Below are 16217 nucleotides of genomic sequence, written 5' to 3'. Positions count from 1 at the left end.
GGCGCCCCTCGGAACGGCTGGTCAGAACATGCTGAGGAGCTGTTCCACCGTCGGCTCCGACGCCCCCTCGCCGTCCGGCAGGCCCAGTTCGAACCAGACGGTCTTGCCGCGCGGGGTGCGCCGCGAGCCCCAGGAGGAGGAGAGGAGTCCGACGAGCTGGAGGCCGCGGCCGCCCTCGTCGGTGTCCCGGGCCCTGCGGCGGCGCGGCTGGACCAGTCCGGCGTCCCAGACCTCGCAGACGAGGGTGCGGTCGCGCAGCAGGCGGAGCCTGATCTCGCCCTCTCCGTACCGCAGGGCGTTGGTGACGAGTTCGCTGACGAGGAGTTCGACGGTGTCGACGAGGGCGTCGAGGTCCCAGGCGGCGAGCTGGGCGCGGGCGAGTTCGCGGGCCCGGCCCACCGAGCGGGGTTCCCTGGGCAGCTGCCAGTCGCCGACCGCCTCGCTGGGCAGCCCCTGGATCCTGGCCATCAGGAGGGCGATGTCGTCCTCGCCGTGTCCGGTGTTGAGGCTGGTGAGGACCCGGTCGCAGACGTCCTCCAGGGGACGGTCCGGGTCGGTGAGGGCACGGCGGAAGGCCTGGAGCCCCTCGTCCAGGGGGTGGTCGCGGGACTCGACGAGCCCGTCGGTGTAGAGGGCGAGGAGGGCGCCCTCGGGCAGTTCGACCTCCACCTCCTCGAAGGGCTCCCCGCCGACGCCGAGCGGCATCCCGGGGGGTACGTCGAGGAGCAGGGCCTCCTCGCCGGGTTCGACGAGCACCGGCGGGAGGTGTCCGGCGTTGGCGAAGGTGCAGCGCCGGGTGACCGGGTCGTAGACGGCGTAGACGCAGGTGGCGAGGTAGACCTCGGAGAGTTCGGGTCCCCGGTTCTTGTGGCTGCGGGACTGCTGCGCGCCGATGGGGGCGCCCAGGCCGCGGGCGATCTCGTCGAGGTGGGAGAGGACCTCGGCGGGCTCCAGGTCGAGCTGGGCGAGGGTGCGGACGGCGGTGCGGAGTTCGCCCATGGCGACGGCGGCGCGCAGGCCGCGGCCCATGACGTCGCCGATGACGAGCGCGGTGCGGTGCCCGGGGAGTTCGATGACGTCGAACCAGTCGCCTCCGACCTCGGTGGCGGCGGTGCCGGGGAGGTAGCGGCAGGCGATGTCGAGGCCGGCGGCCTCGGGGTCGCCGGGCGGGAGCAGGCTGCGCTGGAGGATCAGGGCCCGCTCGTGCTCGCGCCGGTAGAGGCGCGCGTTGTCGATGCAGACGGCCGCGCGGGCGGCGAGTTCGACGGCGAGGGCCCGGTCGCGCTCCCCGAAGGGCTCGCTGCCCTTGGCCCGGGAGAACTGGACGAGCCCGACGAGGGTGTCGTGGGCGACCATCGGGACGATCAGCGTGGACTGCACGAGGTCGCCCTCGCCGCCCGGGACCGTGCGGACGCGTCCGGTGCGCAGGGCCCCGGCACAGGGCGAGTTGAAGGGGTAGCGGTGGACGGCGCCGACCGCGATGGGCACGGGTCCGCAACAGCCGCTGTCCGGGCCGTGCCCCTCGTCGGTGCGTAGGGGGGTGTCGGAGACGGCGCTGGCGAAGGCGACCCTGCGGAGTTCGGCGCTGCCGGCCCCGTAGCCGACGTCGTGGGAGTTCCCCCAGCGGCCGGGCGGCGCCTCGTCGCCGGTGAGGAGGCCCTGGTAGAGGTCGACGGACGCGAGGTCGCAGAAGCCGGGGACGGCGACGTCGAGGAGCTCGCGGGCGGTGGCCTCCAGGTCGAGGGAGGTGCCGATGCGGGAGCCGGCCTCGTTGAGCAGGGCGAGGTTGCGGCGGGCGCTGGCGGCTTCACGGGCGGCGTTGTGCCGGCGGGTGACGTCGATGCCGAGTCCGGCGACGCCGATCGGGCGGCCGGATCCGCTGTGCACGCGGTAGAGGTTGATGGACCAGTGGCGGCGGTCCCGGGCGCCGGGGGCGGCGCCGACGATCTGGAAGTCGGTGACGGACTCGCCCGTCTCCAGGACCCGCCGGAGGGCGGTGGTCATCCGGTCGGCCTCGGCGTGGCCCAGGTAGTCGTGGACGGTCCGGCCCCGGTGGTCGTCGGCCTCGCCGCCGAAGACGGTGGCGAAGCGCCGGTTGGCCCGCTTCACGGTGAGGTCGGTGCCGAAGAGGAGGAACCCGAAGGGGGATTGGCCGAATATCGCCTGGGAGGCGGCGAGGTCCGTCTCGATGCGGCGCAGGGCGCGCACGTCGACGACGATGCACAGCGCGGCCCGTTCCCCGGTCTGGGTCTCGCTCGGCATGACGTACATCTCGGCGATGCCCCGGGGCCGGTCCTCGCCGGGCATGCGGAACGGGACGAGGCCCGTCCACTCCTTGCCGTCGAGGATCTCCTTGACCCGCCGGTGGCCGCGCTCGCGCAGGTCGGCGGGCATGAAGGCCTCGACGGGGTCCCTGCCCCTGGCCTCCTCAGCGGTGACCCCGAACAGGTCCGCGGCCCGTCGGCTCCACTGCTCGACGAGGCCGTCGGGCCCGATCGAGAAGGACGCCACCCGGATGTAGTCATAGATCGAGCCGGGCGGGCTGCTCTGCCACACGACGCCGCCACTCGCCGTCTCAGGTATCTCGCTCACGCGACCGTCCCCTCCAGCTCACCGCACCGGACCGGCCATGCCCGCAGTATTCAATACGGCAGGCCCCGACGGCACGACGTTCACGATCACAGGGTGGTCTCGTTCGTCCCTCGCCGAGTACCGGTGATCGTTGTCCCACCCTGTTTACTCACCCGGGAGAGCCAGCTCGAACCATACGGTTTTGCCCTTGGTTCCTCTACGGGTCCCCCAGCGGCGTGCGGAACAGGCCACGAGGCCCAGTCCTCGGCCCCCTTCGTCCTCGGGTCCCGGGGCCCGTTCGGTGGGCGGATCCGGAAGCGGATCGGAGACCTCCACCAGGAGCGCCGGCGGATGCGCCGGGTCGGCGCCGTCGGAGCGGGGGCGGACGAGCCGGACCCCGATGGGCCCGGAGGCGTACCGCAGGGAGTTGGTCACCAGCTCGCTGACCAGCAGGACGGTCAGATCGCCGAGGTCCTTGTCGAGCTCCCAGGCGCGCAGGGTCTCGCGCACCGCGTGGCGAGCCGTGCGCACGGCGTTCGCCTCCGCCGGGAAGTGCCACTCCGCGCGCTCGCCGTCGGTGTCGATCACACCCGATCACTTCCCCAGCCGTGCGTCAGCAGGAAGATCCAAGCCCCTCCCCAAGGGGACATTCTGCACATACCCGCTATTTGGGGCGGGATATCCCGTCGGGGGCGTCCGCGGGCGCACGGTGGCACGAACGGCGTAGGAACTCAGTCGCGCGCTCCGCCCGTGGGGGTGGCGGGCAGCCTCAGCGCGGCCTCGGCGACGGCGGGGCGGTCCTGGTCCAGCCAGTCGACCGAGTCCAGCTCGCTCCGGGCGAGCCAGCGGAGCTCGTCGTGGTCCTCCAGGGGGCGCGGTTCACCGGAGAGCAGCCGCGCGGTCCATACCCGCAGGACGTATCCGGGCTTCAGCGGCCACGCGCCGGGGAGGGGCTCGCCCGGCGCGACCTCCACGCCGAGCTCCTCCCGCAGCTCGCGGACCAGGGCCTCCTCCGGACTCTCGCCCGGTTCGACCTTGCCGCCGGGCAGCTCCCAGCGGCCGGCGAGCTCGACGGGGGCGCTGCGGCGCGCGGCGAGCAGCCGCCCCCCGTCGTACAGGGCGCCGGCGACGACGACCACGACGCCGGCTCCCTGGCCGGGGCCGGCGTCGCGAGGGGACTCGTGGGGCTCGTGGGCCGCGGCGGGGTCGGTGGTGCGTTCCGTCATGGGCGCGAGCGTAGCCCGGTCCGGTCGGTGCCCGCGGGGGTCAGAGCGCGGGGCTGCCGATGCGCTCGACCCAGTAGAGCTGCTTGTGGCCGCGGTCGTCGAGACTGTCCGCGATCTTCTGGGCTTCGTCCTTGGTCGCGTACCGCCCCACCCGGTAGCGGTTGCCGTTGTCGTCCTGCCGTATGACGAGCCAGGCAAGGACGGGGCCGCTGTCGGTCATCAGGCTTCTCCCTCCGCCGGTCCGGGCACCGTCAAGGATCTCCGGGAAACCGCAATCCGCATATGCCGGAGCTTACGCCTGACCTTCACACAGCGGATACGGGTTTTCACAAAGAGGCACGGATCGGCCGGGAACCGACGGACGGAGGCCGAAGGTCACACTCCGGGCGCCGCCGCGGGGACGGTGGGCACCGGCATGAGGACGGGACCGCGGCCCGCGCCCTCGGGGCCCTTGCGGCAGGCGTCCCCGCACGTGGCGTCGAGCGAGCAGCACAGCGAGCAGACGGGGCCGGAGCGCACCGGGCAGTCGGCGATGTCCGGCAGCTCGTAGGCCGTCTCGCACTCGGCGCAGGTGTGGGTCGCCCGCTCGTCGGCGACGTCGGCCCCGGGGCCGTTCACCGTGTTGGGGCGGGCCAGGTAGTAGCGGCCCCGGGTGGCCCACGCGATGAGCGGGCAGAGGACCAGGGAGAGGCCGGCGGCGATGAAGGTGGAGAACGCCTCGGCATAGGTGCCGAAGAGACCGAAGAAGGCGAGGATCGACACGACGGAGGCGATGACCATGGCGCCGAAGCCGGCCGGGTTCACGGCGTACAGGTAGGCCCGCTTGAACTCGATGTACGGGGGGCTCCAGCCGGCCCGCTTGTTGATGACGAGGTCGGCCGCGACGGCCGCGATCCAGGCGATGCCGACGTTCGAGTAGAACCCGAGCAGCTTGTTCAGGGCGGCGAACATGTTCATCTCCATCAGCGTCAGCGCGATGGCGAGGTTGAGGAAGATGTACCAGACGCGCCCGGGGTGCCGGTGGGTGACGCGGGAGAAGAAGTTCGACCAGGACAGCGAGCCGCTGTAGGCGTTGGTGACGTTGATCTTGATCTGGGAGACGATCACGAAGAGCGCCGCGGCGGGCAGCGCGACCGAGCCGAGCCAGGGCCGGAGCGCCTCGATCTGCGGGGCGATCGGCTCCAGGGCGTGGGTCTTGCCGACGGCCTCCAGGGCGACGAACGCGAGGAAGGCGCCGCCGAGCTGCTTGGCCGCGCCGATCACGACCCAGCCGGGTCCGGCGGCGAGCACCGCGAGGTTCCACCGGCGCTTGTTCGCCTCGGTCTTCGCGGGCATGAAGCGCAGATAGTCGGCCTGTTCGCCGATCTGGGCGATCAGGGAGAGCGCGACGCCCGTGCCGAGGCCGAAGCCGATCCACGAGAAGCCCGCTCCGGCACCCTCCGTACCGCCGAAGGAGGCGAAGGCGCCCCAGGCGTCGGGGGCTTCGAAGGCGAGCACGGCGAAGGGCAGCACCAGGCCGACGATCCAGACCGGCTGGGTCCAGGCCTGCACCTTGGCGAGCGCGCCCATCCCGCGGAAGACGATCGGGATGACGATCAGGGTGGTGACGAGGTAGCCGATCTGCACCGGCAGGCCGATGGCCTGATGCATGGCCTGGGCCATGATCGAGCCTTCGAGGGCGAAGAAGATGAAGGTGAAGGAGGCGTAGATGAGCGAGGTGAGCGTGGAGCCGAAGTAGCCGAAGCCGGCCCCGCGCGTGATGAGGTCCATGTCCAGGCCGTACGTGGCGCAGGCCCGGGCGATGGGGATGCCGGTGAGGAAGATCAGCGCGGCGGCGGTGAGGATCGAGGCGAGGCCGCTGGTGAAGCCGTAGGTGAAGACGATCGAGGCGCCGATCGCGAAGTCGGCGAGGTAGGCGATGCCGCCGAGCGCGGTGCCGGCGACGGTCCCGGGCGACCAGCGCCGGAAGGAGTGCGGGGCGTACCGCAGGGAGTAGTCCTCGCGGCTCTCGTCCGCGGCCAGCCTGGCGTAGCTGCGGCGGGGTCCGGCGGGTGGCTCGGGGGCCGCCTCCGGCTGAGGGGTGGGTGGAGTGACCGTGTCCGTCATGAGGGTTCCTGTCGTCCGACCGGGTCGCGGGTACGGACGAGGAAGGTAGGAGCCGCGCGTGACGGAGGGCGGCGGCGGGCGGTTGCCGCGCGGTTACGCGCGTTGACGCCCCGTTAACTCGCGGTCACACCACCCGGACGGCGCGCCCCGCTGAACGGTCAGGTGCGACGGCCGCACGGTCGGATGCGACGGCCCTCGGTCGGGCGCGACGGCCGCACGGTCAGGTGCGACGACGGCCCGGTCAGGTGCGACGGCCCGCGGTCAGGCCGGACCGGCCCGCGGTCAGGCGCGACGGCCGCGTGGCTCGGGGCCGACGGGACGGACCACGGCGGCCCTGTCGGCCCGCCCCGCGCGGCCCCGTCGGCCCCGGGGAGACCACTCTCCGCCGGGGGCTCACCGCACCGGCAGGTGGTAGGCGACGCGGTAGCGGTCGGCCGGCACGACGACGTCGGCCGTCTCGACGGCGCGGCCCGAGGCGTAGTACGTCCGCTCCAGGACCATGACCACGTGCCCCGGCACCCCTCCGAGGGTCAGGAGTTCCTCGGCGAGGCCGGGCCGGGCGCCCACCTCCTCCACCACGTTGTCCACGACGACGTCGATGGCCGCCATCCGCTCGACGACGCCGCAGCCGCCCAGCGGGCCCTCCTCGGGCAGCATGACCGGCGTCCGGCCGGTGACGGCGAGGGGCTCCCAGGAGGTGGAGACCATCATGGGCTCGCCCCCGTCCCGGTACACGTACCGCGTGCGCATCACCCGCTCGCCCGGCTCGATGCCGAGCCGGTCGGCGACCTCGACGCTCGCCGGCTCCTGCTCGCTGCGCGACTCCCAGGTGCCGCGGGCCCCTTCGGCGGCCTGCTCCTGGCGGAACGGGCTGGCGCCCGACGCGGGTCGGTAGCCGGAGCGGGCGATCCGCCGCGGGACGGGCCGCTCGCGCACATAGGTCCCCGAACCCGAGCGGCCCTCCACGAGCCCCTCCGCCATGAGCACCTTGCGGGCCTCCAGCGCGACGGTGTCCGACACCCCGTACTCCTCGCGGATGCGTGCCTGCGAGGGGAGGCGGGTATGCGGCGGAAGCGAGCCGTTGGCGATCTTCTCCCGCAGATCGCTCGCCACGCGCAGATAGGCGGGCTGCTCACCGAACGTCACTGGACACTCCCCTCAGGTTGACTGTCAGCTACAGCCTGGCAACCCACGGTCGCGATCCGCAAGCATGGGCCAAAGTTTCACTCGAAGTGATGACACTCTCGGCCACCCGCGGTCACCCCGGGAGAGATGTCGTCCCACCTCTTGACCCCTATTGGTCCAGACCAATAAGTTCCTGCCCGCACGCTCCATCCCGCCTCGCACAGGAACGAGCCCATGCGCCCCAGAGCCCTGACCACGCTGACCCTCGGCACCGCCGCCGCGGCCGCCCTCGGCCTCCTCGCCACCCCGGCCCCCGCCGCCGACGCGAACTCCCGGGCCCCGCACACGTCCGCGTCCTCGCACGCGACCGCGCACACGCCCGCGCTCAAGCGCGTCGGCTACTTCACCCAATGGGGCATCTACGGCCGGAACTTCCAGGTCAAGGATCTGGAGACGAGCGGCACGGCGGCCAAGCTGAGTCACATCAACTACGCCTTCGGCGTGGTCGGCGCGGACGGCAGGTGCGCCGTGGGCGGCGTCCCCGGCTCGGACTCGTGGGCCGACTACGTCCGTCCCGTCGACGCCGCGAACTCCGTCGACGGCACCGGCGACACCGCCGACCAGCGCCTGGCCGGGAACTTCAACGAACTGCGCGAGCTCAAGGCGAAGAACCCCGGCCTCAAGGTCATGATCTCCCTCGGCGGCTGGAGCGGCTCCGCGCACTTCTCGGACGCGGTGCGCACCGACGCCGGCCGCAAGGCCCTCGTCGCCTCCTGCATCGACACGTACATCAAGGGCAACCTGCCCGTCGACGGCGCCCGCGGCGGCGCCGGGGCCGCCGCCGGGGTCTTCGACGGCATCGACCTGGACTGGGAGTGGCCCGGCTCGGACGGCGCCCCCGGGAACGTGATCCGCCCCGAGGACAAGCCCAACTTCACCAAGCTCGTACGGGAGTTCCGCACCCAGCTGGACGGCTACGGCCGCTCGCTGCCGCAACGCAGGCACTACGACCTCAGCGCGTACGTGCCCACCGCCCCCGCGAAGATCGACGCGGGCTTCGAGGTCGCCCGGATCATGCGGGACTTCGACTTCGTGAACCTCCAGGGCTACGACTTCCACGTCTCCGGCGAGAAGACCACCGCCCAGCAGTCGGCGCTCTACGCCAAGGACGACTTCAGCGTCGACCAGACCGTCCGGGCCTGGCTGCGGCGCGGCGCCCCCGCCCACAAGCTGGTGGTCGGCATGCCCTTCTACGGCCAGGGCTGGACCGGCGTGACCGGCGGCGGCGACGGACTCGGGCAGCCCGCGGCCGGCCCCGCCCCGGCGACCTGGACGGCCGGCTCCGAGGACTACAAGCACCTGAAGACGCTGGCCGGTTCGGGCACGTACAAGCTCTACCGGGGCGCGTCGAACGGCCACGCCTGGCTCTTCGACGGCACGACCCTGTGGACGTACGACGACCCCACCGTCCTGCGCACCAAGGCCTCCTACGTCCGCCGGAACGGACTCGGCGGCGCGATGGTCTGGTCCCTCGACGGGGACACCCCCGACGGCGAGCTGATCACCGCCATCGACCGCGGCCTCACCCGGCGCTGACACACCCCCGAACCGCGGACCGGCGCCCCGCCGCCCACGGTGTCCCGGAACGGCGGCCGGTCACGGGCCGCCGTCCCCGGTCCACCGCCGCCGGTCCGCACCCGACGGGGCCGGGCCTCCCGAGGAGGGAGCCCGGCCCCGTCCGCACAGCGCGCGCCCGGCTCAGGCCTGGGTGCCCTCGCCCGCCGGCGGCGTGCCCGTCAGTCCGAGCGCGGTCCGCGCCTCGGCGCCCAGGTCCTCGGGAAGGGCGTCCCAGGCGGCGTCGTAGGCGGCCCAGTACGCGTCCGCGTCGGCCGCCGCGGACAGCGCGCGCCAGCGGCGGGAGGCCGTGTCGAGCTCCTCGCCGAGCGCCGCGAGCGCCGCCTTGGACGTGCCGGGCCAGTCGTGGTCCCGCACCCCCGCGCGGGCCGAGTCGATCGCGGTCAGCAGCTCGCCGGCCCACTGCCGGTTGGCCTCGAAGTCCTCGTCCGGGTCGTCCTCCGGCTCCCGGTAGCCGACCGTCTCGATCGGGTTGAGGCTGAGCAGGAGGTGCTCCTGGTCGAGGGTCAGCCGGGTCGAGTCGGAGCGCACCGAGCCCGAGAACGGCTTCTCACCGGTGAACGCGCAGGTCACCTCGCGGTCTCCGAGCCGCCAGCTCTCCCGGCTGGGCTGGTAGTACGAGAGCCCGACGTTCCGCGGGATCGCCCAGGTGTCCATGGCGTACGCCGCGTTGATCGGCTCGCAGCGCTTGTCGGCGATGTCCTCGATCGCGTCGTCGCCGGGCCACGCGGCGACGCCGGTGACCTTGAAGGTGCCGCTGACCTCGCCGTCGTGCGGGCGGGCGCAGTCGACGACGCGGACGTCCGTCGCGAACTCCGCGCCCTTGCTGTGGTCCGTGAAGCACTGCCCCGGGCGCAGCGCGAAGGCCGACCGCGAGCGGGAGGCCTCGTCGACGCCCTCCTTGAAGCCGTCGTACGCCGATCTGAAGCCACCGCTGACGAGGCCGGCGACGAGCAGCAGGCAGCTGAGGGCGGAGAGCACGATGCCGGCGATCGCGAGCCCCTTGCCGTTCTGGCCCCGCTTCCTGATCTGCGGCAGCGCGACGAGGCCGAGGACCAGCCCGAGGGGCGGGAGGCAGCACACGATGCCGGAGACGAGGGAGCCGACGGCGAGCCCGTTGGTCGAGCGGTGCGGCGGCTGCCCGTAGGGGGCGGCGCCGGGCGCGCCCGGTTGCCCGTACGCCGTGTACGGCATCCCCGGAGAGGTGTAAGGGCCCGGTGCGGGCCATCCTCCGGCCCCTGGACCACCCCCGGACCGCGGGCCGCCTGCGGGCGGCGGGATCGGCTGGCTCGGCTGGGTCGGCTCCACGGGTGCGTGCTCCTGTGACGGGCGGGCGATGCGAACAGACGCTCGGTCGCGCATCGTACGAAAGGGGCGGCCGCCCGCGGACGACCGCCCCCCTGTTCCAGGCGTGGATCGGACGGCGGGGACCGGATCGGAGGATCGGCTGATCCACAGGAATCGCACAGGGGCCCGCGCATCTCCGCAACACCCCTGCCACACGGCTGACATGCTGCCGTTCATGACCGTCTACGAGTGCCCCGAATGCCGGATCCAGTCGCCCGTCTCCGCCCTCACCTGGTGTTGTCCGAAGTGCCGCGGCCCCTGGGACCTCGCGTTCACGAGCGCTCCGGTCCCCCTCGCGTCCCTCGGCTCACGCGTCAATTCACTGTGGCGTTACGCGGAGGCGCTCCCTTCGCTCCCGTACGGGCCCGAGGTGAGCCTCGGCGAGGGCCGCACCCCGCTCGTCCGCCTCGCCACGTCGGCCACCGCGCCGGATACCGGCTCGAACACCGGCTCGGATCCGGGTACCGGCTCGGTCGCGGCCAAACTCGACTTCCTCATGCCCACCCTGTCCTTCAAGGACCGGGGCGCGGTGATGCTCGCCGCGCACGCCCGCGCCCTGGGGCCCCGCACGGTCCTCGCCGACAGCAGCGGCAACGCGGGCACCGCGATCGCCGCGTACGGCGCACGGGCCGGGCTCGACTGCGTCGTGTACGTCCCCGAGGGGACCTCCCCGAAGAAGCTGGAGCAGATCCGGGCCCACGGGGCCCGGATCGTCGAGGTCCCCGGCGACCGCGAGGCGACGGCGCGGGCGGCGCGCGAGGCCGCCGGCGAGCCGGGCGTGTTCTACGCCTCGCACGTGTACAACCCGTACTTCCTGCACGGCACCAAGACCTACGTGTACGAGCTGTGGGAGGAGCTCGGCGGACGCCTGCCGGAGACGATCGTCGTCCCCGTCGGCAACGGCACCCTGCTCCTCGGCGCCGCGCTCGCCGTCGAGGAGCTGTACGGCCACGGGCTCATCGGCACCCGGCCCGCGCTCGTCGCCGTCCAGGCCGAGGCCGTGTCCCCGCTGGCCGAGGCCTTCCACGCGGGCGCGGAGGACCTCACGGAACCGGCCGCCGCCCGCCCCACCCTCGCCGAGGGCATCGCGATCCCGGCCCCGCCCCGGGCCCGGCAGATCCTCCGGGCGGTCCGCGCGACGGGCGGCACGTTCCTGACGGTGACGGAGGAGCAGATCCGCTCCGCCCAGAAGGACCTGGCCCGGCGCGGGCTCTTCGTGGAGGCCACCGGAGTGGCCTGCTGGGCGGCGGTGAGCGCGGCCCCGCCCCGCCCGGGGCTCACGGTGGTGCCGCTGTGCGGGGCGGGGGCGAAGACGGGCCTGGCCCCGTGAGCCCCGGGCCGACGGGTTCCTGACGAACGGGCGGGCGAGGCGTAAACACCTGGCCGCCCGGCGCCGTTCCCCGGCAGACTGCGCCCCATGAGCGGCAGTCGAGAGGTGACCGGCGTCGAGGCCCACGTGGCGGGCGCCACCGGCCGGGTCGTCCTGCGGGACCCCCGGGACAGCGGGCACGGCGACGTCGTGCAGCGGTACGTGGTCGCCAAGGGCGGCGGCCCGCCGCGCTACCTGCGGCTGCTCGGCGGCCGGTTCCTGCACCCCGGGCAGGAACCCGAGGACGACTTCGTCCGCCGGATCGCCGAGGACGCGGCGGCCGTCACCGACGAGGAGCTGGACGCCCTGCTCGCGTACGAGTGGCGGTCACGGTTCACCGCGGCCTGGCTGATCGGGGTGGACCGGCGGGACCGGTTCCGCGAGCGGCTCGGCGCACTGCTCCTGGCCAGCGAGGTCTGCTACGCGGGCGGGGCCTACTGCTTCGCCCTCGCCAGGCTCGGCACCCGTGCGGACGCGGAGCTCCTCACCGCCTACCTGGACCGCTACCTGCCCCGTACCGACCTCCGGTACGACCAGCCCAAGGCCCTCGGCTCCCTGCTGCGGCTCGACGCCGCCCTGGGAACCTCCTACGCCGAACGGTTCCTCGCCCCGGACGGCCTCTGGGACACCTGGGTCGGCTCCTCGCCCCTGCTGCGCGACGACCCCGTGTTCACCCCGGAGAGGCTGCGCGGATGGAGCGACCTCCGGTGCGACTTCGCGGACGGCTGGACCCGCCCCTGACGCCGCGCCGGGGGCCCTCACGCCGCCGTGCGGATCAGAACTCGTCGGCGCCGTTGCGGAGCTCGTACGTCCAGTAGCCCGTCTTCGCGGCGGCCTCGTCGACGGCCAGGCCGCCGGCGGGGGCCTTGACGACGATGCTGCCCTCGGCCGGGCCCTCGGCGGCGAAGAGGTTGACGTTGAACTCCTTCACGACCTTGTTGTCCTCGTGGACGCCGCCGAGCGCGATCCGCACGTTCGCGTACGCGGGCGCGCCGGCCTTCAGGACGATCGGCGTGCCCGGCTTGCTCTTCGCGACGGACGGGATGTCCTTGGCGGTCTGGATCGGGCCGAAGGCGATGAGCGGGTACTCGAGCAGGGTGCACGAGCGGCCGGAGGTGTTGGTGGCGGTGAGGACGATGTGCTCGGTCGGGACCTCGTCCGCCTTCGCCGCCGTGACCTTGATGTCGCCGTAGGCGCAGGCGGGGGCCTTGGCGGAGCTCCCGCCCGTGGAGCCCGTGGAGCCGGCGCCGGAGCCGCTCTTGGAGCCGGAGCCGGAGCCGGAGCCGGTGGAGCCACCGGCCTTCGAGCCGCCGGTGGACCCGCCCGTGGACCCGCCCGTGGAGCCCGAGCCGCTCTGCGCGGCCGTCTGGTCCGCCGTACCGCCGCCGGCCGTGCCGCTGCCGGCCTCACCGGTGGTCGACGGGGCGGAGCTCGCGCTGCCCGCGTCCTTCGCACCCGCGGCGGCGTCCCCGCCGCCACAGGCGGTGAGGCCCAGCGAGAGGGCGGCGATGGCGGCGGCGGCCAGGACGGTGTGCTTGCGGTGGTTGCGCATGGTGGTTCTCCCCCGTTGACGCGGTTCGGCCGAGGTACGCGCCCGGTGCGCGTGCCTCGCGGCACCGTCGTGCTCTCCTCGGTGCCGTGTTCAGCTTCCCGGCCCGCGCTGCCGTCCCGCTTGCGTACCGCTAACGATCCGCTGACAGCCGCGAGAGATGCGCCGCCGCCCGCGCCGAACCCTCGGTGAAACCGGCCGCGTCGGCCGCGACGATCGCACGTTTCAGCTGGTCGGCGGCCTCATCGAGACGCCCGATACCGGCCAGGGCCTCACCCAGGGTGATCTGCAGCGAGGCCCGGATGACCACCGCGTCGGGCGCGACCAGTTCCCCGGCGCGAAGGGTGTGGGCGAGCGCCGCCTCGTACTCCTCCGCCTTCAGGCAGTGGCCCGCGAGGTGCTGGAGGGTCAGCACCTGGGTGGAGGGGTGGCCGGTGCGGTCGGCGAGCGACACCGCGTGCAGCATGAGCAGCCCCGCCCGCTCGTGCTCCCCGGTCGCGTCCAGGACGGCGGCGTGGTTGACGTAGGCGATCGCCTCGCTGATCGCGTCACCGGCGCGGGCCGCGAGACCGGGCGCCCTCTCCAGGTGGACCAGCGCCTCCTCGTCGCGCCCCTCCTCGTGCAGGATCCAGCCGAGCAGGGCACACGTACGCGACTGCGCGTCGAGGTCGCCGACGGCCTCGGCCGAGGCGAGACCGGCCTCCAGGAGCGGTGTCCAGCCGTCCCCGATCCGCCTGAGCATCAGCGGCCACTGCACGAGCGCGAGCCGCCAGGCCCGGTCGTGCATGCCGAGGGCGGCCGCGGCGGCGACCGCGCCCTCCAGGGCGGGCCGCTCGGCCACGTACCAGTCGAGCGCCGCCGTACGGTCCTCGAACTCCCGCGTCGAGGCGGGCCGCCGGGCGTCGGCGGGCAGCCCGTAGCAGGGCTGCGAGCCGGGCTCAGCGGCGGCGTCGGCCGCCAGGCCCGTGTACAGGTAGTGGTCGAGGAGCCGCGGCAGGCCCTCGGGGTCGGCCAGCGGGGCGAGGTGGCGGGCGTAGAGGCGCACCAGGTCGTGCGGCGTCCAGCGGCCGGGGACGGCCTCGGTCAGCAGGTGCGCGGCGGCGAGCCGGTCCAGGTCGGCGGAGGCCTGTCCGGGCGTCGTCCCGGCGAGCGCCGCCGCGGCGAACCGGTCCAGGTCCGAGCCGGTGTGCAGGCCGAGCGCGCGGAACATCCGGGCGGCCGACTCCGGCAGCTGCTGCACGGTGAGGCGCAGCGCGGCCGAGACGCCCCGGTCCTCGACGTCGAGCAGCGCCAGCCGGCCCTGCTCGTCGGCGAGTTCGCCGACCATCGCGTCGAGCGTCCACTGCGGCCGCTCGGCCAGGCGGGCCGCCGTGACGCGCAGGGCGAGCGGCAGGCCGTCGCAGAGCCGGGCCAGACGGGTGGCGGCGGCCGGTTCGGCGGCGACCCGGTCCTGGCCGAGGACAGTGGTGAGCAGAGCGGCCGAGGCGGCCGGCTGGAGGTGTCCGAGCGGTACGGGGCGGGCCGCGTCGGAGGCGATGAGGCCCCCGAGCCGGTCCCGGCTGGTGACGAGGGTGGTGCAGGGGTCCCCGCCGGGCAGCAGCGGGCGGACCTGCTCGGAGGAGCGGGCGTTGTCGAGGACGACGAGCAGCCGGCGCCCGCCGGTGAGGGACCGGAACAGCGCCCCGCGCGCCTCGACGGTCTCCGGGATCCGCTGCGGCGGGACACCCAGGGCGAGCAGGAACTCCCGCAGGACGGCGGCGGTCTCGGGCTCCGCGGTGTCGCTGAAGCCGCGCAGGTCGGCGAAGAGCCGCCCGTCGGGGAAGTCGGCCCGCCGCTCGTAGGCCCAGTGGACGGCGAACGCGGTCTTGCCGACGCCTGCGGGCCCGGTCACGAGGCAGACCGGCCCGTCCCCGGCCCGGACGGCGCGGTCGAGTTCGGCCAGCTCGGCCGCGCGCCCGGTGAAGCCGCGCGGCGCCCGGGGCAGTCCCTCGGGTGCCGGGGCCTTGACCTCGACGGCGGGCCGGGGCACGGGGACGGGCTCGGCGGCGCGCAGCAGCGTCGCGTACGCCTCGCTGAGGGCCTCGCCGGGGTCGACGCCCAGCTCCTCGGCGAGCAGCCGCCGCGTGCGGTGGTACCAGTCCATGGCGTCGGACTGGCGTCCGGAGCGGGCGAGCGCCAGCATCAGCGCGGCGGCAAGGGACTCGCGCAGCGGGTGGGCGACGGCCTCGGTGCGCAGGACGGCGGCGGCCCTGCCGTGCTCCCCGAGCTGCCCGTACGCCTCCGCCAGCGCCTCCACCGACGCGAGGCGCATCTCCTCCAGGCCTCCGGCGGCGGCCTCCAGGGGCCTGCTGTGCACGGTCCCGGTGAGCGCGGGCCCCTGCCAGTACGACAGCGCCTCCCGGAGCATCCGCACCGCGTCGGCGGGCCTGCGCTGCACCCCGGCGAGCCCGACGAGCTCCTCGAAGCGGTGGGCGTCCACCAACGACTCGGGCATCCGCAGCACATAGGCGGACCCCTGCGTGGCGAGCTCGACCCCGTACGCCTCCGCCCCGTGCTCGGCGAGCAGCGCCCGCAGCCGCGAGACGTGCCCCTGGAGCACGGTCTTGGCGTGCGTGGGCGGCTCCTCCTCCCACAGGGCGTCGATCAACTGCCCGGTGTTCACCGCACTGTTGGGCCGCAGCAGGAGCATGGCGAGCAGACTGGACCGCTTGGCGGGCCCCAAGGCTACGTCCCTGTCCTCCGTCACGAGCGCAACGGAGCCGAGCAGCCGGAACTCCACCTGTTGTACCTCCGCGATCCGTCTCCCCCATTCCGAGGAACCGAGGATACGTGGCAGTAAGGGGTCACCCGCCGAGCCGTCCCACGACCCGGAACGAACAGGGCCGGACCCCGAGGCCCGACCCTGCCCACCACTCCCGGACGTCAGACGTTGAAGCGGAACGCCTGAAGTCAGATCCTGACCTGCGGCGGAGCCCTCTCCAGGGCTCTGACCTGTGATTTCCGTGTCGGCGTGCATTGGCTTTCGACGGTCGTTTACGAGTGTCCTGCGGACTGGCTGCGGACCGGCGGGCCCTCTATCGGTAACCATGTCGTCGAGAGCCAGAGCCACCACCCGCTCGTCGTCGGCCAGGAGCTTCGAGAACCCCTCGCTGTAAGGGGCCGGCATTCCCTCGCGAATCAGTTTGCGGCGGGGCACGCGGGCCTCCTCGGCGAAGACCTGCTGCGCCCGCTCGAAAACCGGCCCCTCGCAGTTCTCGTAGTCGTCCAGGCACTCCCCCGATTCCTGGCG

12 protein-coding genes are annotated in these 16217 nt (G+C 73.8%); 3 read left to right on the top strand and 9 right to left on the bottom strand.

The window, feature by feature from the left end:
* Window positions 1–21: 21 nt before the first annotated feature.
* The 6 genes from ACFV2S_RS29505 to ACFV2S_RS29480 form a co-directional block, all read right to left on the bottom strand.
* Window positions 22–2592 carry a SpoIIE family protein phosphatase gene (locus ACFV2S_RS29505; protein ID WP_385565438.1) on the bottom strand — a complete coding sequence of 857 codons (2571 nt, stop codon included), beginning with the start codon at window positions 2590–2592 and terminating at the stop codon, window positions 22–24.
* Window positions 2593–2736: 144 nt separating this feature from the next.
* Window positions 2737–3159, bottom strand: coding sequence for an ATP-binding protein (locus tag ACFV2S_RS29500; protein ID WP_383791137.1), 423 nt, complete (start codon window positions 3157–3159; stop codon window positions 2737–2739).
* A 143-nt stretch (window positions 3160–3302) separates the two neighbouring features.
* Complete coding sequence (locus ACFV2S_RS29495) at window positions 3303–3797, bottom strand: (deoxy)nucleoside triphosphate pyrophosphohydrolase (RefSeq protein WP_385565433.1); 495 nt, start codon at window positions 3795–3797, stop codon at window positions 3303–3305.
* Between the two features lie 40 nt (window positions 3798–3837).
* On the bottom strand, window positions 3838–4017 hold the full coding sequence (locus tag ACFV2S_RS29490) for an SPOR domain-containing protein (protein ID WP_383791132.1): 180 nt from the start codon (window positions 4015–4017) through the stop codon (window positions 3838–3840).
* Window positions 4018–4172: 155 nt separating this feature from the next.
* Complete coding sequence (locus ACFV2S_RS29485; protein ID WP_385565426.1) at window positions 4173–5903, bottom strand: purine-cytosine permease family protein; 1731 nt, start codon at window positions 5901–5903, stop codon at window positions 4173–4175.
* Between the two features lie 393 nt (window positions 5904–6296).
* On the bottom strand, window positions 6297–7049 hold the full coding sequence (locus ACFV2S_RS29480) for a GntR family transcriptional regulator (RefSeq protein WP_385565421.1): 753 nt from the start codon (window positions 7047–7049) through the stop codon (window positions 6297–6299).
* A 213-nt stretch (window positions 7050–7262) separates the two neighbouring features.
* Between ACFV2S_RS29480 and ACFV2S_RS29475 the strand changes: the two genes are divergently transcribed.
* Window positions 7263–8624 carry a glycoside hydrolase family 18 protein gene (locus ACFV2S_RS29475; protein WP_385565418.1) on the top strand — a complete coding sequence of 454 codons (1362 nt, stop codon included), beginning with the start codon at window positions 7263–7265 and terminating at the stop codon, window positions 8622–8624.
* 162 nt (window positions 8625–8786) lie between these two features.
* On the opposite strand, the gene ACFV2S_RS29470 is transcribed toward ACFV2S_RS29475, so the two are convergent.
* Window positions 8787–9857 (bottom strand): DUF4190 domain-containing protein, encoded by a 1071-nt coding sequence (locus ACFV2S_RS29470; RefSeq protein ID WP_385565414.1) that lies wholly within the window; start codon window positions 9855–9857, stop codon window positions 8787–8789.
* Between the two features lie 328 nt (window positions 9858–10185).
* Between ACFV2S_RS29470 and ACFV2S_RS29465 the strand changes: the two genes are divergently transcribed.
* A complete protein-coding gene (locus ACFV2S_RS29465; protein ID WP_385565410.1) occupies window positions 10186–11340 on the top strand; it encodes a threonine synthase in 1155 nt (384 codons plus the stop codon).
* An 87-nt stretch (window positions 11341–11427) separates the two neighbouring features.
* Window positions 11428–12120: a DUF6000 family protein gene (locus tag ACFV2S_RS29460; RefSeq protein WP_385565406.1), complete on the top strand. Its 693-nt coding sequence runs from the start codon at window positions 11428–11430 to the stop codon at window positions 12118–12120.
* Window positions 12121–12154: 34 nt separating this feature from the next.
* Here ACFV2S_RS29460 and ACFV2S_RS29455 read toward each other — a convergent pair whose 3' ends face one another.
* On the bottom strand, window positions 12155–12931 hold the full coding sequence (locus tag ACFV2S_RS29455) for a DUF4232 domain-containing protein (RefSeq protein WP_385565402.1): 777 nt from the start codon (window positions 12929–12931) through the stop codon (window positions 12155–12157).
* A gap of 130 nt (window positions 12932–13061) precedes the next feature.
* Complete coding sequence (locus ACFV2S_RS29450; protein WP_385565397.1) at window positions 13062–15707, bottom strand: BTAD domain-containing putative transcriptional regulator; 2646 nt, start codon at window positions 15705–15707, stop codon at window positions 13062–13064.
* Window positions 15708–16217 lie beyond the last annotated feature (510 nt).

The sequence above is a fragment of the Streptomyces sp. NPDC059695 genome (genome assembly GCF_042733785.1).
Lineage (GTDB): Bacteria > Actinomycetota > Actinomycetes > Streptomycetales > Streptomycetaceae > Streptomyces.
This window is presented reverse-complemented; position numbering and strand designations above follow the sequence as displayed.

What these genes read in the sequence shown, in the direction of transcription:
- ACFV2S_RS29495 (WP_385565433.1), bottom strand. Translation starts at nt 3,797, where the DNA reads ATGACGGAACGCACCACCGACCCCGCCGCGGCCCACGAGCCCCACGAG.
- ACFV2S_RS29490 (WP_383791132.1), bottom strand. Translation starts at nt 4,017, where the DNA reads ATGACCGACAGCGGCCCCGTCCTTGCCTGGCTCGTCATACGGCAGGAC.
- ACFV2S_RS29485 (WP_385565426.1), bottom strand. Translation starts at nt 5,903, where the DNA reads ATGACGGACACGGTCACTCCACCCACCCCTCAGCCGGAGGCGGCCCCC.
- ACFV2S_RS29475 (WP_385565418.1), top strand. Translation starts at nt 7,263, where the DNA reads ATGCGCCCCAGAGCCCTGACCACGCTGACCCTCGGCACCGCCGCCGCG.
- ACFV2S_RS29470 (WP_385565414.1), bottom strand. Translation starts at nt 9,857, where the DNA reads ATGCCGTACACGGCGTACGGGCAACCGGGCGCGCCCGGCGCCGCCCCC.
- ACFV2S_RS29465 (WP_385565410.1), top strand. Translation starts at nt 10,186, where the DNA reads ATGACCGTCTACGAGTGCCCCGAATGCCGGATCCAGTCGCCCGTCTCC.
- ACFV2S_RS29460 (WP_385565406.1), top strand. Translation starts at nt 11,428, where the DNA reads ATGAGCGGCAGTCGAGAGGTGACCGGCGTCGAGGCCCACGTGGCGGGC.
- ACFV2S_RS29455 (WP_385565402.1), bottom strand. Translation starts at nt 12,931, where the DNA reads ATGCGCAACCACCGCAAGCACACCGTCCTGGCCGCCGCCGCCATCGCC.